15 protein-coding genes are annotated in these 15,884 nt (G+C 61.9%); 1 reads left to right on the top strand and 14 read right to left on the bottom strand.

Annotated elements, in window-relative coordinates:
• Nucleotides 1-126 precede the first annotated feature (126 nt).
• From HHL24_RS03250 to ndk, 13 genes are all read right to left on the bottom strand, one after another.
• Complete coding sequence (locus HHL24_RS03250) at nt 127-318, bottom strand: DUF2065 domain-containing protein (protein WP_054041860.1); 192 nt, start codon at nt 316-318, stop codon at nt 127-129.
• Nucleotides 319-363: 45 nt separating this feature from the next.
• Entirely contained in the window at nt 364-1,269 is a 906-nt protein-coding gene (hflC, locus tag HHL24_RS03245; RefSeq protein ID WP_169483949.1) for a protease modulator HflC, read from the bottom strand.
• Nucleotides 1,270-1,281: 12 nt separating this feature from the next.
• Nucleotides 1,282-2,673, bottom strand: a complete 1,392-nt coding sequence (hflK, locus tag HHL24_RS03240) for an FtsH protease activity modulator HflK (protein ID WP_169483948.1) — start codon at nt 2,671-2,673, stop codon at nt 1,282-1,284.
• A gap of 49 nt (nt 2,674-2,722) precedes the next feature.
• A complete protein-coding gene (gene hflX, locus HHL24_RS03235; protein ID WP_169483947.1) occupies nt 2,723-3,910 on the bottom strand; it encodes a GTPase HflX in 1,188 nt (395 codons plus the stop codon).
• A 57-nt stretch (nt 3,911-3,967) separates the two neighbouring features.
• Entirely contained in the window at nt 3,968-4,204 is a 237-nt protein-coding gene (gene hfq, locus HHL24_RS03230; RefSeq protein WP_006051315.1) for an RNA chaperone Hfq, read from the bottom strand.
• Between the two features lie 153 nt (nt 4,205-4,357).
• A complete protein-coding gene (gene der / locus HHL24_RS03225) occupies nt 4,358-5,695 on the bottom strand; it encodes a ribosome biogenesis GTPase Der (RefSeq protein ID WP_169483946.1) in 1,338 nt (445 codons plus the stop codon).
• 428 nt (nt 5,696-6,123) lie between these two features.
• Nucleotides 6,124-7,269, bottom strand: coding sequence for an outer membrane protein assembly factor BamB (gene bamB / locus HHL24_RS03220; RefSeq protein ID WP_169483945.1), 1,146 nt, complete (start codon nt 7,267-7,269; stop codon nt 6,124-6,126).
• Between the two features lie 75 nt (nt 7,270-7,344).
• Entirely contained in the window at nt 7,345-7,974 is a 630-nt protein-coding gene (locus tag HHL24_RS03215; RefSeq protein WP_169483944.1) for a YfgM family protein, read from the bottom strand.
• Nucleotides 7,975-8,040: 66 nt separating this feature from the next.
• Nucleotides 8,041-9,381, bottom strand: coding sequence for a histidine--tRNA ligase (gene hisS, locus HHL24_RS03210; RefSeq protein WP_169483943.1), 1,341 nt, complete (start codon nt 9,379-9,381; stop codon nt 8,041-8,043).
• 20 nt (nt 9,382-9,401) lie between these two features.
• Nucleotides 9,402-10,733, bottom strand: coding sequence for a flavodoxin-dependent (E)-4-hydroxy-3-methylbut-2-enyl-diphosphate synthase (gene ispG, locus HHL24_RS03205; protein ID WP_169483942.1), 1,332 nt, complete (start codon nt 10,731-10,733; stop codon nt 9,402-9,404).
• 87 nt (nt 10,734-10,820) lie between these two features.
• Entirely contained in the window at nt 10,821-11,942 is a 1,122-nt protein-coding gene (locus HHL24_RS03200) for a helix-turn-helix domain-containing protein (protein WP_169483941.1), read from the bottom strand.
• A gap of 216 nt (nt 11,943-12,158) precedes the next feature.
• Nucleotides 12,159-13,310, bottom strand: a complete 1,152-nt coding sequence (gene rlmN, locus HHL24_RS03195; RefSeq protein ID WP_063497997.1) for a 23S rRNA (adenine(2503)-C(2))-methyltransferase RlmN — start codon at nt 13,308-13,310, stop codon at nt 12,159-12,161.
• Nucleotides 13,311-13,516: 206 nt separating this feature from the next.
• A complete protein-coding gene (ndk, locus tag HHL24_RS03190; protein WP_012433533.1) occupies nt 13,517-13,942 on the bottom strand; it encodes a nucleoside-diphosphate kinase in 426 nt (141 codons plus the stop codon).
• A 298-nt stretch (nt 13,943-14,240) separates the two neighbouring features.
• Here ndk and HHL24_RS03185 point away from each other — a divergent pair, with 298 nt between their 5' ends.
• A complete protein-coding gene (locus HHL24_RS03185) occupies nt 14,241-14,939 on the top strand; it encodes a Bax inhibitor-1/YccA family protein (RefSeq protein WP_169483940.1) in 699 nt (232 codons plus the stop codon).
• 170 nt (nt 14,940-15,109) lie between these two features.
• On the opposite strand, the gene HHL24_RS03180 is transcribed toward HHL24_RS03185, so the two are convergent.
• Nucleotides 15,110-15,883: an MBL fold metallo-hydrolase gene (locus HHL24_RS03180; RefSeq protein WP_169483939.1), complete on the bottom strand. Its 774-nt coding sequence runs from the start codon at nt 15,881-15,883 to the stop codon at nt 15,110-15,112.
• Nucleotide 15,884 lies beyond the last annotated feature (1 nt).

Here is a 15,884-nt window from a genome sequence, read left to right as displayed (position 1 = left end):
CTGTCGCGGGCGTCGGGACTGCCTTTCGCAGTCCTCAGACGACCTTGGCTCGCGCCAGAGCGCTCGCTGATACACGCATATCGCCCACGCAACAGTGCGCAGCGAAGGGCGCTATGCAGCACCCCTTCAGGTCACGATAAACAGCAGGATCAGCCCGAGCACCATCACGACCAACCCGCCGACGCGAATCTGATGCGGGGGCCGTTCCGCTATTTTACGGAACGTGTCGCGCCAGGCGCTCGGAAAAACGAAGGGAAACATCCCTTCGATAATCAGCATCAATGCGATCGCGAGCAGTAACGAGCCGGCTATGTCCATGCGAATGAAGGGGCCGCGATGCGGATGCCGCGGCGTTTCCGGTTATCAGTGTTTGCGCGGTGCCGCGGCTGGAGCGTCCGGGGCAGCGCCGCCGGTCGGGCTACGCATGAAGCGGAAGAACTCGCTGCTCGGGTCGACCACGATCAGGTCGCCCGGCTTGAAGGTGTTCTTGTACGCCTGCATGCTTTGATAAAACTGGTAGAACTGTGGGTCGCTGCCGTATGCCTCAGCTGCGATTTCCGCAGCCTTGGCATCGCCCTCGCCCCTGATGGTCTGCGCCTGCTTATAGCCGTCCGCGAGAATCGCCTGTTGCTGGGCGACGGCATCCGCCTTGATCTGGTCCGCCTCGGCCGTACCCTTCGCACGTTCGTCGGCCGCGGCCTGCTCGCGTGCGGCGATCATCCGCTTGTAGACCGAGTCGGCCATCGCCGCCGGGAAGTCGACGCGCGTGAGTTGCACGTCGAGCACCGAAACGCCCAGCGATGCTGCGGCTTTGTCCATCGCGCCGCGTGCTTCGTCAGCAACGGCTTGTTGCTTCGCCAGCGCATCGGTCAGCGTGACCTTGCCGAACGCGTCGCCGAGCGCACTGCGCGACAGCAGCGCCAGGCGATCCGACAGGCCTTGCACGTCGCCCTTGGTTTCGGCGAGCAGCTTCAGCGGATCGGTCACACGGTATTTGATGACCGGGTTGGCCAGCAGATCGGTTTTGTCCGACGTGACATAGCGATCTTCATCCGGCGCGTCGAGCGACTGGATGCGGTTATCGACCAGCGTGACCGTTTGCAACGGCGGCGGCAGCTTCACGTGCAGGCCAGGGCCAAGCAATACGGGTGCGGTGTCGCCATGCGAGGACAGCACAGCCATATGCCGCTGGTCGACCACGAATACCATCGACGACGCAGCAAACAGCACGATGACCAGGGCAACGACGAGCGCAATGATCTTGTTCATGGTGTGCGCTCCTTATTGAACGTCGTCTTCACGCATACGGCTGCGGAAGGAGTCGCGCGAACGGAGTGCGTCGCTGCTGGCTGCAGCCTGGCTGGCAGGCGTCGCGACCGCGGCGGGTGCGGCGGAAGCAGCGGCAGAAGGCGCGGTTGCAGACGGTGCGGCGGCGCTGCTCGCGGCCTGCGGCACGGCCGCACCCGATGCAACGGCAGCGCCGGAAGCGGCCGCAGCAGCGTCGGCAACGCGCTGGCGAGTCTGCTCGACCAGCTTGTCGAGCGGCAGATACAGCACGTTGTTGCCGCTCTTGCTGTCCACAAACACCTTGGTCGTATTCGAATAGATCTGCTGCATGGTTTCCAGGTACATGCGCTCCCGAATCACAGCGGGCGCTTTCGAGTACTGCGCGTAGACCTGCTTGAAGCGCTCAGCGTCGCCTTGCGCCTGGGTCACGGTCTTGTCGCCATACGTTTTTGCTTCGTCGATCTGGCGCGCGACGTCGGCTTGCGCGCGCGGCAGCAATTCGGCGGCATAGGCCTGCGCTTCACGCTTGGCGCGCTCGTTGTCCTGACGCACTTTGGCGGCATCGTCGAAAGCGGCTTGCACCTGGTCGGGCACCTGCACGCCCTGGATCGTTACACCGGTCACGGCGAGGCCGGACTGGTATTCATCCAGGGATTGCTGAATCGATGCCATCAGTTGCTGGCGAATTGCTTCGCGATCCTGATAGAGGATGTCGTTGGTGCTGCGCGCGCCGACGATGCTGCGCACCGCCGCCTGCGCGGCCTGCATGACGCTCTGGTCGGGATCGACGCTGCGGAAGAGATAATCGGTCGGCTTGCTCACCTGGTACTGCACGGCAAAGCGCACGTCGACGATATCGGCGTCGTGCGTGAGCATCGACGCGTCCTTCACATTGGCGAGACGCACCACGTTGTTACGGCCGATCTCCACCTGGCGGATCTGGCCGACATTGACGAGCTCATGCGCTTCGAACGGATACGGCAGGCGCCAATGCACACCCTGCCCCGCTGTGTAGCGATACTTGCCGAACTGCATCACGACGCCGGCCTGGCCATCCTGCACCACGAACACGCCGCTGCCGAGATAGATCGCGATCAACACGCCGATCACAATGCCCACGCCGATGCGCGCGCCGCGACCGTTGTCCGGACGACCGCCGCCCGCACCGCCGCCCTTGCGGCCGAATACCCGGCTCAAACGGCGGTTGAAATCGCGCCACATCTCATCGAGATCGGGCGGCCCTTCACCATCCTTGGTGGGCGGACGCTTGGGTTCGTTGGGTCGTTGGCGGTCGCCATTGCCGTCGCCCCGGCCCCAACCCGGATCGTTCAGTGACAGCATGGCGCGCATGCGCAGCCAGATACTCCGCTCGTTGTAATCGTTCACCTGTGTTCGTTCACCAGAGTAGACAGCGGGTCAGTGCAATTGGAGCGGGTCAGTGCCCGAGTTCTGAGACCTTGCGGTCCTCGCGCGGTGCTGCCGACCGGTCTTCTTCCGACAGATCCACCAGCGTATCGGAGAGAGGTTCGGCAGTAGCGATTTCAGCGATGGCAGCGCGCAATGTATCCAGCCCTTGTCCCGTGCGCGCGCTCAAAAAGACGCGCGAAATATTACCATACTCATCTCGCTCGACCGCGTCGCCACGGGCCGCCAACTCCGGCACGGCGTCGATCTTGTTGAACACCAGCACCTGGCGAATCGTGTCCGCACCGATTGCGTGCAACACCTCGTTCACCTGATCGATCTGATCGAGGCGTACGGCGCTCGACGCGTCGACCACATGCAGCAGCAGGTCGGCGTGAATGGTTTCCTCGAGCGTGGCGCGGAAAGCCGCCACCAGCTGGTGAGGCAATTCGCGGATGAAACCGACCGTGTCGGACACCACCACCTGGCCAGCTTCGTCACCGAGATAGACACGGCGGGACGTGGTATCCAGCGTGGCGAACAGCTGATCGGCGGCGTACGCCTGAGCCTTCGTCAACGCGTTGAAAAGTGTGGATTTGCCCGCGTTCGTATAGCCGACGAGCGACACGGACATGGTCTGGTTACGGCTGCGCGCGCGGCGCTGTGTGCCGTGCTGACGACGCAGCTTTTCGAGCTTGGTCTTGAGCGCCTTGATGCGCTCGCCGATCAAACGGCGGTCGGTTTCGAGCTGCGTTTCACCAGGGCCGCGCAAACCGATACCGCCTTTCTGGCGTTCAAGGTGGGTCCATGCGCGGATTAGCCGCGTCGATAGGTACTGCAACTGCGCGAGCTCCACCTGCAGCTTGCCTTCGTGGCTGCGGGCGCGTTGCGCAAAAATATCGAGAATCAGACTGGTGCGATCAATCACCCGGCGGTTAAGCGCCTGCTCCAGATTGCGCTGCTGCGCAGGGGCCAGAGCGTGATTGAAAATGACGAGTTCGATGTCGTTCGCCTCACAGGCAAGACGCAGTTCTTCGGCCTTGCCGCTGCCGACGAACATCTTGGCATCGGGACTGGACCGGCGCCCCGTGAGGGTGACTAAGGGATTCGCGCCCGCGCTTTGCGCGAGCAGGCTGAGTTCTTCTAGGCTGGCTTCGAAATCGATTTTTCCGAAGTCGACGCCGACAAGCGCTGCATTGATCAAATTGGACGGTATCAAAATGAGGCGGCCGGGAGTAATCGCCAACGGGCGACGCTACGCCGGCCGCGACGGGGGTTAGGACTGTTCGGAATCCGGGTGGAAATTCACCGGGCGGGCAGGCACGACAGTAGAAATTGCGTGCTTGTAGACCATCTGGGTGACCGTATTCCGGAGCAACACGACGTACTGGTCGAACGATTCGATGTTCCCTTGAAGCTTGATGCCGTTGACCAAGTAGATCGACACCGGCACATGCTCTTTACGCAGTGCGTTCAAAAACGGGTCTTGTAACAATTGCCCTTTGTTGCTCATAGCAAACTCCGTATTTTTTTGCAGGTTGACTGAATTGACGACGAAGAAAAAGAGATCCGCCGTCAACCGCTACACTATAGCCGATTTTCATTTTTGCGCGAGAGGGCGGCCCTGGCGGCCAAACCCAGCACACACGCGGGTTTCAGCCTGGGTTTAGCCTTTATCCGCGTAAGGGTTCGTCGATGATCTGAACTCTATGCGCAATGGAGTCCCGATCAGCTTGAAAGTTTCCCTGAAGCGGTTTTCGAGGTAGCGTTTGTACGTTTCGGTGATCGCATCGAGCGCATTACCGTGAATCACGATGATCGGCGGATTCTGTCCACCCTGGTGCGCGTAACGCAGTTTCGGGCGCACCGGACCACGGCGGCGCGGTTGCTGGAATTCCACCGCATCGATCAGCGCACGCGTCAACTTCGGCGTCGGCAGCTTGGCCATGGCGGCGGCGTAGGCGTCGTCGACCGAGCGCATCAGCGGGCCAATGCCCGTCTTTTCCGCGGCGGAAATGAAGTGGAATTTGGCGAAATCGAGAAATTTCAGTTTTCGCTCGATGTCGGCCTTGGTGCGGTCGCGCACATGCGGATCGAGACCGTCCCATTTGTTTACGCCCACCACCAGCGCGCGGCCCTGCTCCACCACGAAGCCGGCGATGTGCGCGTCCTGCTCCGAGATGTCCTGGCGCGCGTCGAGCAGCAGGATCACCACGTTCGCGTCCGAAATCGCCTGCAGCGTTTTCACCACCGAGAATTTCTCGATCGCTTCGAACACCTTGCCGCGGCGGCGCAATCCGGCTGTGTCGATCAGCGTGTACGGTTTGCCCTGACGTTCGAAGTCGACGTAGATCGAATCGCGCGTGGTGCCAGGCATGTCGAACGCGATCACGCGCTCCTCGCCCACCAGCGCGTTGATCAAGGTCGACTTGCCGACGTTCGGCCGGCCGACGATCGCGATCTTCACGCCGTGCGCCTGTTTTTCTTCGTCACTCTCTTCCGGCTGCCCGGCGTACGCGACGCCGAGTGCCTCGTTGATCATTTCGGTGACACCGTCACCGTGCGCAGCCGAAATCGCGCGCGGGTCGCCTAGACCGAGTTCGTAGAAATCGGCGGCCACCGTGGTGTACTTCATCCCCTCCGCCTTGTTGACGACGAGGAAGATCGGCCGGCCGACCTTGCGCAGGTAGTCGGCAATCGTCTTGTCCTGCGGTGCGAGACCGTTGCGGCCGTCGACGATGAACACGACGATGTCCGATTCCTCGACCGCCTGGCGGGTTTGACGCGCCATCTCATGGAGGATGCCGTCTTTCGCGACCGGCTCGAAGCCGCCGGTATCGACGACCAGATACGGCCGGTCGCCGGCGCGCCCCTCGCCGTAATGGCGATCGCGGGTGAGACCGGGCAGGTCGGCAACCAGTGCATCACGCGTGCGCGTGAGACGGTTGAATAGCGTGGATTTCCCCACATTGGGGCGCCCAACCAGGGCAATAACGGGTTTCATCAGATGTTGTTCACGGTGAAACGCGGGATCGAAATCGACCGCCCGCGTAGCGACGCCATGCGGCCGCTACACGGCAGCGTTTGACGAAAATTATCACGAATTCGACCAGCCCCGGATGTGCTGTCAATATGCGCACCCGAGCGGACGAGAGTTTGGCTGTATGGGGCGGCGCCAATGGGCCGCCAGGTTCAGTCTTTCTTGCTCAACGGCTCGCACGCCAGTTCGGTACGATTCTCTACGGTATCTCTACCAAGATGCCATCGAAGGTGGCGCCGCAAGCAGCCACCAATGGCCACATGGGCCGTTTCTGATCCGACTTGCCGGACCAGCCAGTCCGGCGGAATTCTTCTAGTTACTCTGCTGCATAACAAAAACGCGTGCGGCCGGCAAAGCCGGCCTGCACGTCTGACTACCCATGGCCTGCGCGATTAGCGCGGGCGGTAGCCGTACAGGGCGCCGTCGTGAGTCAGCACGACCAGCGTCTCGCCGGCCAGCACCGGCGCGGCGGTAATCGGGCTGCCGTCGGTCTTCACACGAGCCACGAGCGTGCCGTCGTCGCGCGACAGGAAGTGCACGAAACCCTGATAGTCGCCCAGCACGGCGGCGTGACCCAGGATGAATGGGACGCTGAGGTCGCGGTTCTTCAGCTTGTCATTCTTCCACAGCGGTGCGCCACTGCTGACGTCGAACGCCGAGACCACCGACCAGTCGTCGGCCGCCACCACGGCGCGGTCATCCTGCGCCAGACCGCTCGTGCTCGAGAACGCCTTTTCCCACACTGCGCGACCCGAGTTCGCATCGAAGCAGCCAATCTGGCCCTGGAACGTCACCGCGCAGGTTTCCGAACCGACCAGCGTGGGCGGTCCCGTCACGTCGTTGATGCGCTCCACTTCCGTCACGCCCTTCGGATACGACACCGGCGTCTGCCAGTAGTTGTCGCCGGTCTGCAGGTTGATCGCGGCGAACGCGCCACCCGGGAAGCCTGCCAGCACAGCCGCGTCACCCGCGAACGTCATGCCCGACGAGACACGCAGATTGAGCGGCACCGCGCGGTTGCGATAGTTCCACTTCTGCTCGCCCGTTTGCGCATTGAACGCGACGATCTGACCGTCGACCGTGCGCACCACCACGAGGCCGTTGCCGACCAGCGGCGGCGAGATGATTTCGCCGGGCGCCTTGGCGGTCCACAATTGCTTGCCGTCCGCGCCGAGCACGTAGACGTCGCCCTTCAGCCCGCCGACCGCCGTGAGCGTGCCGTCGCTGCCGACACCTGCCGACAGATCGTCATGCAACTTGACGCGCCAGATGTCCTTGCCGGTTTGCGCATCGATCTTCGCAACCGAGCCGTTCGCGCCGGCGGCGTACACCGCGTTGCCGACCGCAACCGGCGAGAACAGGTAACGGCCTGCCTTGCCCACGCTCGTCGTCCACGCTTGCTGCACGTCGAGCACGGGTTTGAACTCGGTGAGCGGCGTCGGCACGCGGCGCTCGTCTTTCGTGGATGAGCAAGCCGCCATGGTGAGGACGGTCATCGCACAGGCAACGGGCACAGCGTAACGTTTCAGCAGATTCATCGGTGGACGAAGCATTCAGGAAATTAATTAAAGGAGACCGGTTGGTCGTTACATGCGGCGCGCTGCATGCGGCGATTAGCCGCCCAGCGCGTCCAGCTTGAACTGAATCAACTGGCGAGCCGAGCTATCGTTTTTCGACAGCGAGTCGAGCGCGAGCTTGTAGGCCGCGCGCGCATCGTCACGCTTGCCTTCTGCAGCGAGCAGGTCACCGCGGCCGTTCGCCACAATGCCCTTGAACGCATCGGACTGTGGTTCGGCGAGCAGTGCGAGACCCTGATCGTAGGCCTTGTCGTCGAGCAGCAGCGAAGCCAGACGCAGCTTGGCGATCTGCTTGAACTCGTCGTCTTTTGCGTGATCGATGGTCCATTGCAACTGGGCCTTCGCGGCGGCTTCGTCACCTGCGGCGTACAGCGCCTTGGCAGCGCCCAGCGCGGTCATCTGCGCATACGCGGTGCTGCTGAACTTGTCTTCCATATCGGTGGCGACGCGCGTGATCTTCGCCTTGTCGCCCGATGCCACGGCTTGCTGCACCTGGTCATACAGCACTGCGGCTTCCGCCGCCTGACGCCGCTGCCAGAAATTCCAGCCGTTCCAGCCGGCTGCTGCAACCAATGCCACCAGCACGATCCACGTGGTTGCATTGCCCCACTGCGTCCACCATGCCTTCAGACTTTCAATCGATTCTTGTTCGTCGTGGTAACTCATCGCCCGGCGATTTCCTCTTTTTTGATACGTGTGCGTGTCGAGCCAAGGGGCTCGACGATATCGCGATCAGTCGTCGCCGTCTTCGGCGGTTGCAACCATCGCATTGATTAGAAATTCGGTCAAGTCTTCGGCGGGCACGTTATGTTGCTCGTTTTTACCGCCGTTAGAACTTGTATCACGGAGCGGTTTGACGCCGACGGTGCCGTTCGCAATCTCGTCTTCGCCGAGCACCACCGCGAAGGCCGCGCCGCTCGCATCAGCACGCTTCATCTGCGACTTGAAGCTCGCCGTCTGACCGTCCGCGCTGCAATGCAGGATCACGTCGAGGCCCGTATCGCGCAACCGCTCCGCGATGATAAAGGCCTGTTCACGTGCCGCGTCGCCCTGATGGACCACGTACACGTCGCAACCTTCGTCTTCCGGTACGAGCTGCTCTTCTTTCAGCAACTCGAGGATCCGTTCGACGCCCATTGCCCAGCCGCAAGCGCCTGTCGGCTTACCGCCAAGCTGTTCGATCAGTGGATCGTAACGGCCGCCGGCCGCGACAGTGCCTTGCGCGCCAAGCTTGTCGGTCACCCATTCGAACACGGTGAGATTGTAATAATCGAGACCGCGCACGAGCCGCGGATTGATCGTGAACGGAATGTTGTTCGCCTTCAGAATGCGTTGCAGGCCTTCGAAGTGCGCGCGCGATTCTTCGCCGAGAAAATCGATCAGCTTGGGCGCGTTCTGTGCGACTTCCTGCATCGCCGGATTTTTCGTGTCGAGCACGCGCAGCGGGTTCGTGTACAGACGGCGCTTCGCCTCTTCGTCGAGCACGTCCATGTGCTTTTCGAGGTACGCAATCAACTCGACGCGATGTGCCGCGCGTTCTTCCGCGAGACCCAGCGAATTGAGTTCGAGCTTGATGCCCATCAAGCCGAGGTCGTCCCACAGACGCTGGCACATCATGATGATTTCAGCGTCGGCATCCGGGCCAGCGAAGCCCAGGGCTTCCACACCGACCTGATGGAACTGCCGGTAGCGGCCGCGCTGCGGACGCTCGTGACGGAACATCGGCCCGATGTACCACAGACGCTTCGGACCGTCGTACAGCATGTTGTGCTCGATCACCGAGCGCACAACAGCCGCCGTGTTTTCCGGGCGCATCGTCAGATTTTCACCGTTCAACGCGTCGGTAAAGCTGTACATCTCTTTCTCGACGATGTCGGTCACCTCACCGATACCGCGCTTGAACAACTGCGTATGCTCGATGATCGGCGTACGAATATTCTGGTATCCATACGAACGCAGCATCGACTTGACGGTCGCTTCAAAAAACTCCCACAGCCCGGCTTCCTGCGGGAGGATGTCGTTCATGCCCTTCACGCCGGACAATTTTTCGAGCTTTTTCTTCTGTTCAGTCATCTGTCTTCGATTGACGGTATTTAGTTGAGTGCTTCGGCGCGGCCGGCTTCGGCGCGGCCATAGCGGCGCTCGACGTAGTCACTCACGATTTGCTGGAATTCTTGCGCGATGTTCTCGCCGCGCAGTGTCTTGACCTTCTCGCCGTCGATGAACACCGGCGCAGCCGGATTTTCACCCGAACCCGGCAAGCTGATGCCAATGTTCGCCTGCTTCGATTCGCCCGGACCGTTGACGATGCAGCCCATCACCGCGACGTGCATCTTCTCGACGCCAGGATATTGATCGCGCCACACCGGCATCTGCGTGCGCAGATAGGTCTGGATTTGCGACGCCAGTTCCTGGAACAGCGTGCTGGTCGTGCGGCCGCAACCCGGGCACGCAATCACCATCGGCGTGAACGAACGCAGACCCATGGTCTGCAGAATTTCCTGACCGACGATCACTTCGCCCGTTCGCGGGCCACCCGGTTCCGGCGTCAACGAAATACGGATCGTGTCGCCGATGCCTTGCTGCAGCAATACCGACAACGCAGCGGTCGACGCCACGATGCCCTTCGAACCCATGCCCGCTTCGGTCAAACCGAGATGCAACGCGAAGTCGCAACGGCGCGCGAGCTCACGATACACCGCGATCAGATCCTGCACGCCACTGACCTTGCACGACAGAATGATCTTATTACGCGGCAGGCCGATTTCGACCGCACGCTCCGCTGAGCCGATCGCCGACTGGATCAGCGCTTCGTACATGACGCTTTGCGCTTCCCACGGTGTGGAACGCGCGGCGTTTTCGTCCATCATCTTCGCGAGCAGGTCCTGGTCGAGACTGCCCCAGTTGACGCCGATCCGCACCGGCTTGTCGTACTTCACTGCCGCTTCGATCATTTGCGCGAACTGCGTGTCGCGCTTCGCGCCGTGGCCGACATTGCCCGGATTGATCCGGTACTTCGACAGCGACTCCGCGCACGCGGGGTAATCGCGCAGCAGCAAATGGCCGTTGTAATGAAAATCGCCGACCAGCGGCACCGACACGCCCATGCGGTCGAGCTGCTCGCGCACAGCCGGCACGGCCGCCGCCGCTTCCGGCGTGTTGACCGTGATACGCACCAGTTCCGAACCGGCTTGCGCCAGCTCCTTGATCTGGATCGCCGTGCCGATCGCGTCCGCGGTGTCGGTGTTGGTCATCGACTGGACGCGCACGGGGGCATCGCCACCGATAGTGACGAGTTGGCCGCCCCAACGGACATCGACCGCGTGCGACTTGCGCCGCGCAGCGTGGCCGCCAAACACCGGTTCGTTTGAAACGATCTTGCTACTGAATTGGGATTGAGCTTCGGATTGCATCGAAAAACCCATTTACGCCGCATGCGCCACATAAAAGACGTAGCGCCTGAATTGAAAAAGCGTCGCGACCCGGTTGGCCGCGACGCATACCGTATCTAATCAGGGCAACGCGAAGCGCGCCACATTACCCTTGGCTGCCGAATATTTCGACGGATCGACCGGTTGGCCATCGAGCGTAAGCGACTCGAGACCCGCCCTGTTGCCGACCGTGACCTTGAACGGCGCTGCGCCCGTCACTTCCTTCGTATCGCCCGCGTGCACGAGGCCAGAGAACAGCTCCTTGCCATCCTTGCCACGCACGCTGAACCAACTGTCTTGCGTTACGCGCAACGCGACGATCGCCTCACCCGCAGCCGGCGTCGCCGTTGCCGTCTCCGGTGCGCCTATCGCGGCGACCACCGGCGCGCTCGCGCCTTGCGCCGCAGCCTGGGCCTGCGAACCGGCCTTCGGCGCGACCGCTGCTGCCGTAACAGCCGGCGCGGAAGACGGCGCCGTACCGGTGGCCAGCGGCGCGGGCATCGGCGTAGCCGACGCTGCGTTATCCGCTGCGGCCGGTGTTTCCGGCGCGGAAGCAGCCTCTTCCGCTGTTGCCTCGGAACCTGCCGCCTGGCCTTGCGCCACCGCGCCCGATGCTCCGGTCGCGCCACCCGCGGCGCCGTTAGCGCTCGCCTTCAACCGTGCGAGCCACGCCGACGAATCACCGCCATTGGTATGCCACATGCCGAGCGCGATCACCGCGACGATCACCGCCGCAATGCCCCATAGCCACGAGCGGCTCTTTTGCCCGCTGCCGCCGAGCGACAGCGATACGCGGCCGCGCGGCAAATCCTTGCCGGACGAAGCCGGCATCGACAGATCCGGCGCGGGCACGCCCTTCTCGCGACGCAAAGCCTGCGTGAACGGCGTGGGATCGGCGCCAAGCATCTTCGCGTAGCTGCGCACCACGCCGAGCGCGAAGGTCGTGTCCGGCAAATGGCTGATGTCACCCGATTCGAGCGCACGCAATTTGGTGACGGATACCTTCAGGCGCGCCGACACGTCTTCGATCGTCCAGCCCTTCGATTCGCGCAATTGGGTCAAGCGAGCGCCAACCGCTGCCAGGGAATCCAAACTTGCCAGGCCCGGCTGCACAACAGGCTGCACCACCGCCCGGGCGACCGGCGCCGGATGGCCTTCGTTTGCGTCTGTGTCCTGCGGCTGCGGGTGCTGCGGCTCACTCATCCCAAATCCTTTCGCATCGATTCTTTTTCACTTGTGCAACCCGGACGGGCCAAAGCCTCACGCCCGAATCGCAGACCGTTTATAACAAAATGCGCGGCCTTGTGTGCCGCTTCCGATCGCTTCTGCAAACTTTCTTTTCAATCGCGGATGGTGTGGAGGGTTTTTGCACGCCCGGATAGCTTTCCACGGAACGCCGCGCCCTGCCGCCTCGCGCGATTACACGGCGCGAACCTCGATCACCTTCGCCGCCTTCCCGGTGCGCTCAGCGAGGCGCGTGCGGTCTTTCACCGCACCGGCCAACTGACCGCAGGCAGCGTCGATATCATCGCCGCGTGTTTTGCGCACGGTGGTGACGACGCCCGCGTCCATCAACACCTGTGCAAACCGCTTGATCTGCTCCGGCTTCGAGCGGATGAGCCCCGACTCGGGAAACGGATTGAACGGAATCAGGTTGAACTTGCACGGCACGTCGCGCGTAACGGCCAGCAATTCGCGCGCTTGCGCTTCGCTGTCGTTTACGCCGTCGAGCATGCAATATTCGAACGTAATGAAATCGCGCGGCGCGACCTTCAGATAGCGCTGACAAGCGGCCATCAATTCGCGCAGCGGATACTTCTTGTTCAGCGGCACCAGCATGTCGCGCAACGGGTCGCTCGGCGCATGCAACGATACCGCGAGCGCCACCGGCAGATCGGCACCGAGCCGGTCCATCATTGGCACCACGCCCGAGGTGGACAGCGTGACGCGCCGGCGCGACAGGCCGTACGCGTTGTCGTCCAGCATCAGGCGCATGGCGGGCACCACCGCGTCGTAATTGAGCAGCGGCTCGCCCATGCCCATCATCACCACGTTCGTGACGACGCGCTCGCCTTTTCCGTCACCCCCTGTGGCGCGCCCGCCGTCCGTGCCGCGCGTCGCGCGCAGCGCGAACTCAGCCATGCGCAGCTGGCCGATGATTTCACCGGTGGTGAGATTACGGGAGAAACCCTGTTTGCCGGTCGAACAGAAACGGCAGTTGACCGCGCACCCGGCCTGCGACGACACGCACAGCGTGCCACGCGTTTCTTCGGGAATATAAACGGTTTCAACCGCGTTGCTGTTGCCGACGTCGATCAGCCACTTGCGTGTGCCGTCGGTCGAAATATTGTCGCTGACGATGCCTGGCATCGTGATCGTTGCGCGCCCTTTGAGCTTTTCGCGCAAGGACTTCGCCAGATCGGTCATGCCATCGAAGTCGGCAGCGTTGTACTGGTGGATCCAGCGCTGCAATTGCTTGGCGCGAAACGGCTTCTCGCCCAGACTGTCGCAGTAGGCGACAAGCCCTTGGGCGTCGAGGTCGAGAAGGTTGACGGTGGGACTGCTCGTCATATCGAATCCTGCCATTTCAGTGCGAGACTACGTTCATGCAACAAGCTGCATGAACGCAATGCCGTTCGCGCCCATTCCTGCTGCTTTACCTTACTACTTTGCCGGGCTGTTCGTGCGGATTCGTGCGACAAATCCATCGGCTCCGCACGAATCGCGCGGATAGCACCGCGCGACAATTCAAACCCGCTCAAACAGCCCAAACCCGCTTAACGCGAGTAGACGTTCACTTGCGGGAAGAAGAACGCGATTTCAACTGCAGCCGTTTCAGCGGCGTCCGAACCGTGCACCGCGTTTGCGTCGATGCTGTCAGCGAAGTCGGCGCGGATCGTGCCCTTTTCTGCCTTCTTCGGGTCCGTTGCGCCCATCAGGTCGCGGTGCTTCAGGATCGCGTTTTCGCCTTCCAACGCTTGCACGACCACCGGGCCCGAGATCATGAAATCGACCAGGTCCTTGAAGAACGGGCGCGCAGCGTGCACAGCGTAGAACTTCTCTGCGTCAGCGCGCGACAGATGGACCATGCGCGAAGCCACGATCTTCAGGCCAGCGTTTTCGAAACGGCTGTAGATCTGACCGATCACGTTCTTGGCCACTGCGTCCGGCTTGATAATCGACAGGGTGCGTTCGATCGCCATAAAAACTCCAAAAAATTAAGAGGTTACAGATTCAAATGAATCCGCTATTGTAGCATGTTCCCGTGTATGATTGCGATTGAACCCTTACAGCATTGAAAGACTCCAAGCAGGAGTTGGTGAATACTGGTAGCGTAGGCCGTATGAACATTTTCTGGGTATTGAAACTCCCTGCCACCGCGCCAATCTTAGGGATGAACACCCTGCGACTGGCGGCAAGAATCCCGGCCGGCGCTGCACCACCTGACACACAACCCGCTACACAACCATTCGCAACACGCTTCTGAGGTAAGGAGAGACCATGAACGATCATCCGTATAGCTTTGGCCGCAATGGCGCGGTCAGCACGGTCGAAACGCGCAACCGCGTACTACGGAACACCTATTGGCTGCTAGCGCTGTCCATGATCCCGACCGTGCTCGGCGCGTGGGTGGGCGTGGCAACCGGTTTCTCGTTGTTCGCCGCTACCAGCCCCGGCATGAGCATGCTGGCGTTCTTCGCGATCGCATTCGGCTTCATGTTCGCCATCCAGAAAACTAAAGACAGCGCCATCGGCGTGTTCGTGCTGCTCGGCTTCACGTTCTTTATGGGCTTGATGCTGTCGCGCATTCTGAGTTTCGTGCTCGGGTTTTCGAACGGACCGTCGCTGATCATGCTCGCCTTCGGTGGCACTGGTGTGATCTTCGCGTCCATGGCAACGATCGCCACGGTTAGCAAGCGTGACTTCTCGGGTCTCGGCAAGTGGCTGTTCATGGGCGTGGTCGTGCTGCTGCTTGCTTCGGTCGCGAACGTGTTCCTGCACCTGCCGGCGTTGATGCTGACAGTGTCGGTGCTGGCGATCGTGATCTTCTCGGCTTACATGCTGTTCGACGTCCAGCGCGTCGTGAATGGCGGTGAAACGAATTACATCACCGCCACCCTCGCGATCTATCTGGACCTGTACAACGTGTTTGTTAATCTGCTCGCGCTGCTCGGCATCTTCGGCGGCAACCGCAACTAAGTCTGACGCAAGGCGCGGCCGGCAGTTAACACAGAAACACCCGCCTCAAAGGAAAAGCCCATGACGATTGCTCGTCATGGGCTTTTTTCATTGCGCTGCCGTGTCGTCGCGTCAGCGCGCGTCAGCGGTGAGTCACCTCACCCTGGCGACGCCAAGTAATCAAAGACGGATCACAAGCTCAACCACGCGAAACCTTCATCCTGAGAGGCGACCACCACTTCGGTCGGCGCGGCGCCCAGCACACCCGCCATGGCGGCCTGCGCCAGTTCCGGCGTGTTGTTCTGCTGGCTCAGATGGGCAGCCACCAGATGGCGCAAGCGCGAACGGTCGAGCGAGGCCAGGATTTCAGCCGCCGCTTCGTTGTTCAGATGCCCATGATTGCCGCCGATACGCGCCTTTAGCGATTGCGGATACCGGCTGCCCGCCAGCATTCGCACATCGTGATTGCATTCGAGCACCAACGCGTCGCAGCCGCTCAGCACCGCGCTGATGTGCGGCGTGGAGGTGCCGACGTCGGTTAGCACGCCAAGCCGGCTCGCACCATCGGAGAGCACGTATTGCAGCGGCTCGCGGGCGTCGTGAGGAACGGTGTAAGGGAGGATGCTGAGGTCGCCGATCGCCACCGCTTCGTCGCCCCACAGCACCTGCAGGTCGACGTCGGCTTCGTCGGCACCCACCGCGCGGGCGGTGCCCCAGCTCATGTATAACGGAATCGACCACTTGCGCGCCAGCGTCAGCGCGCTGCCAATGTGGTCGCTGTGTTCATGCGTAATCAGAATGGCGTCGAGACCTTCGACGCCCGCGCCGAGCCGCGTCAAACGCCGCTCGACTTCCTTGGCCGAAAAGCCGCAATCGAGCAGAACGCGCGTGGTGGTCGCGCCGCTTTGCGCTTCCACCAGCAAGGCATTGCCTTCGCTGCCGCTGCCGAGACTGGCGAAGCGCACA

Origin of the sequence: Paraburkholderia polaris (genome assembly GCF_012927345.1) — a bacterium.
Lineage (GTDB): Bacteria > Pseudomonadota > Gammaproteobacteria > Burkholderiales > Burkholderiaceae > Paraburkholderia > Paraburkholderia polaris.
Note: the sequence above shows the minus strand (reverse complement) of the source record. Positions and strands in the feature narration are given on the sequence as shown.

What these genes read in the sequence shown, in the direction of transcription:
- hflC (WP_169483949.1), bottom strand. Translation starts at nt 1,269, where the DNA reads ATGAACAAGATCATTGCGCTCGTCGTTGCCCTGGTCATCGTGCTGTTT.
- HHL24_RS03215 (WP_169483944.1), bottom strand. Translation starts at nt 7,974, where the DNA reads ATGAGTTACCACGACGAACAAGAATCGATTGAAAGTCTGAAGGCATGG.
- bamB (WP_169483945.1), bottom strand. Translation starts at nt 7,269, where the DNA reads ATGAATCTGCTGAAACGTTACGCTGTGCCCGTTGCCTGTGCGATGACC.
- HHL24_RS03250 (WP_054041860.1), bottom strand. Translation starts at nt 318, where the DNA reads ATGGACATAGCCGGCTCGTTACTGCTCGCGATCGCATTGATGCTGATT.
- HHL24_RS03200 (WP_169483941.1), bottom strand. Translation starts at nt 11,942, where the DNA reads ATGAGTGAGCCGCAGCACCCGCAGCCGCAGGACACAGACGCAAACGAA.
- HHL24_RS03185 (WP_169483940.1), top strand. Translation starts at nt 14,241, where the DNA reads ATGAACGATCATCCGTATAGCTTTGGCCGCAATGGCGCGGTCAGCACG.
- hfq (WP_006051315.1), bottom strand. Translation starts at nt 4,204, where the DNA reads ATGAGCAACAAAGGGCAATTGTTACAAGACCCGTTTTTGAACGCACTG.
- rlmN (WP_063497997.1), bottom strand. Translation starts at nt 13,310, where the DNA reads ATGACGAGCAGTCCCACCGTCAACCTTCTCGACCTCGACGCCCAAGGG.
- hisS (WP_169483943.1), bottom strand. Translation starts at nt 9,381, where the DNA reads ATGACTGAACAGAAGAAAAAGCTCGAAAAATTGTCCGGCGTGAAGGGC.
- der (WP_169483946.1), bottom strand. Translation starts at nt 5,695, where the DNA reads ATGAAACCCGTTATTGCCCTGGTTGGGCGCCCCAATGTGGGGAAATCC.
- ispG (WP_169483942.1), bottom strand. Translation starts at nt 10,733, where the DNA reads ATGGGTTTTTCGATGCAATCCGAAGCTCAATCCCAATTCAGTAGCAAG.
- ndk (WP_012433533.1), bottom strand. Translation starts at nt 13,942, where the DNA reads ATGGCGATCGAACGCACCCTGTCGATTATCAAGCCGGACGCAGTGGCC.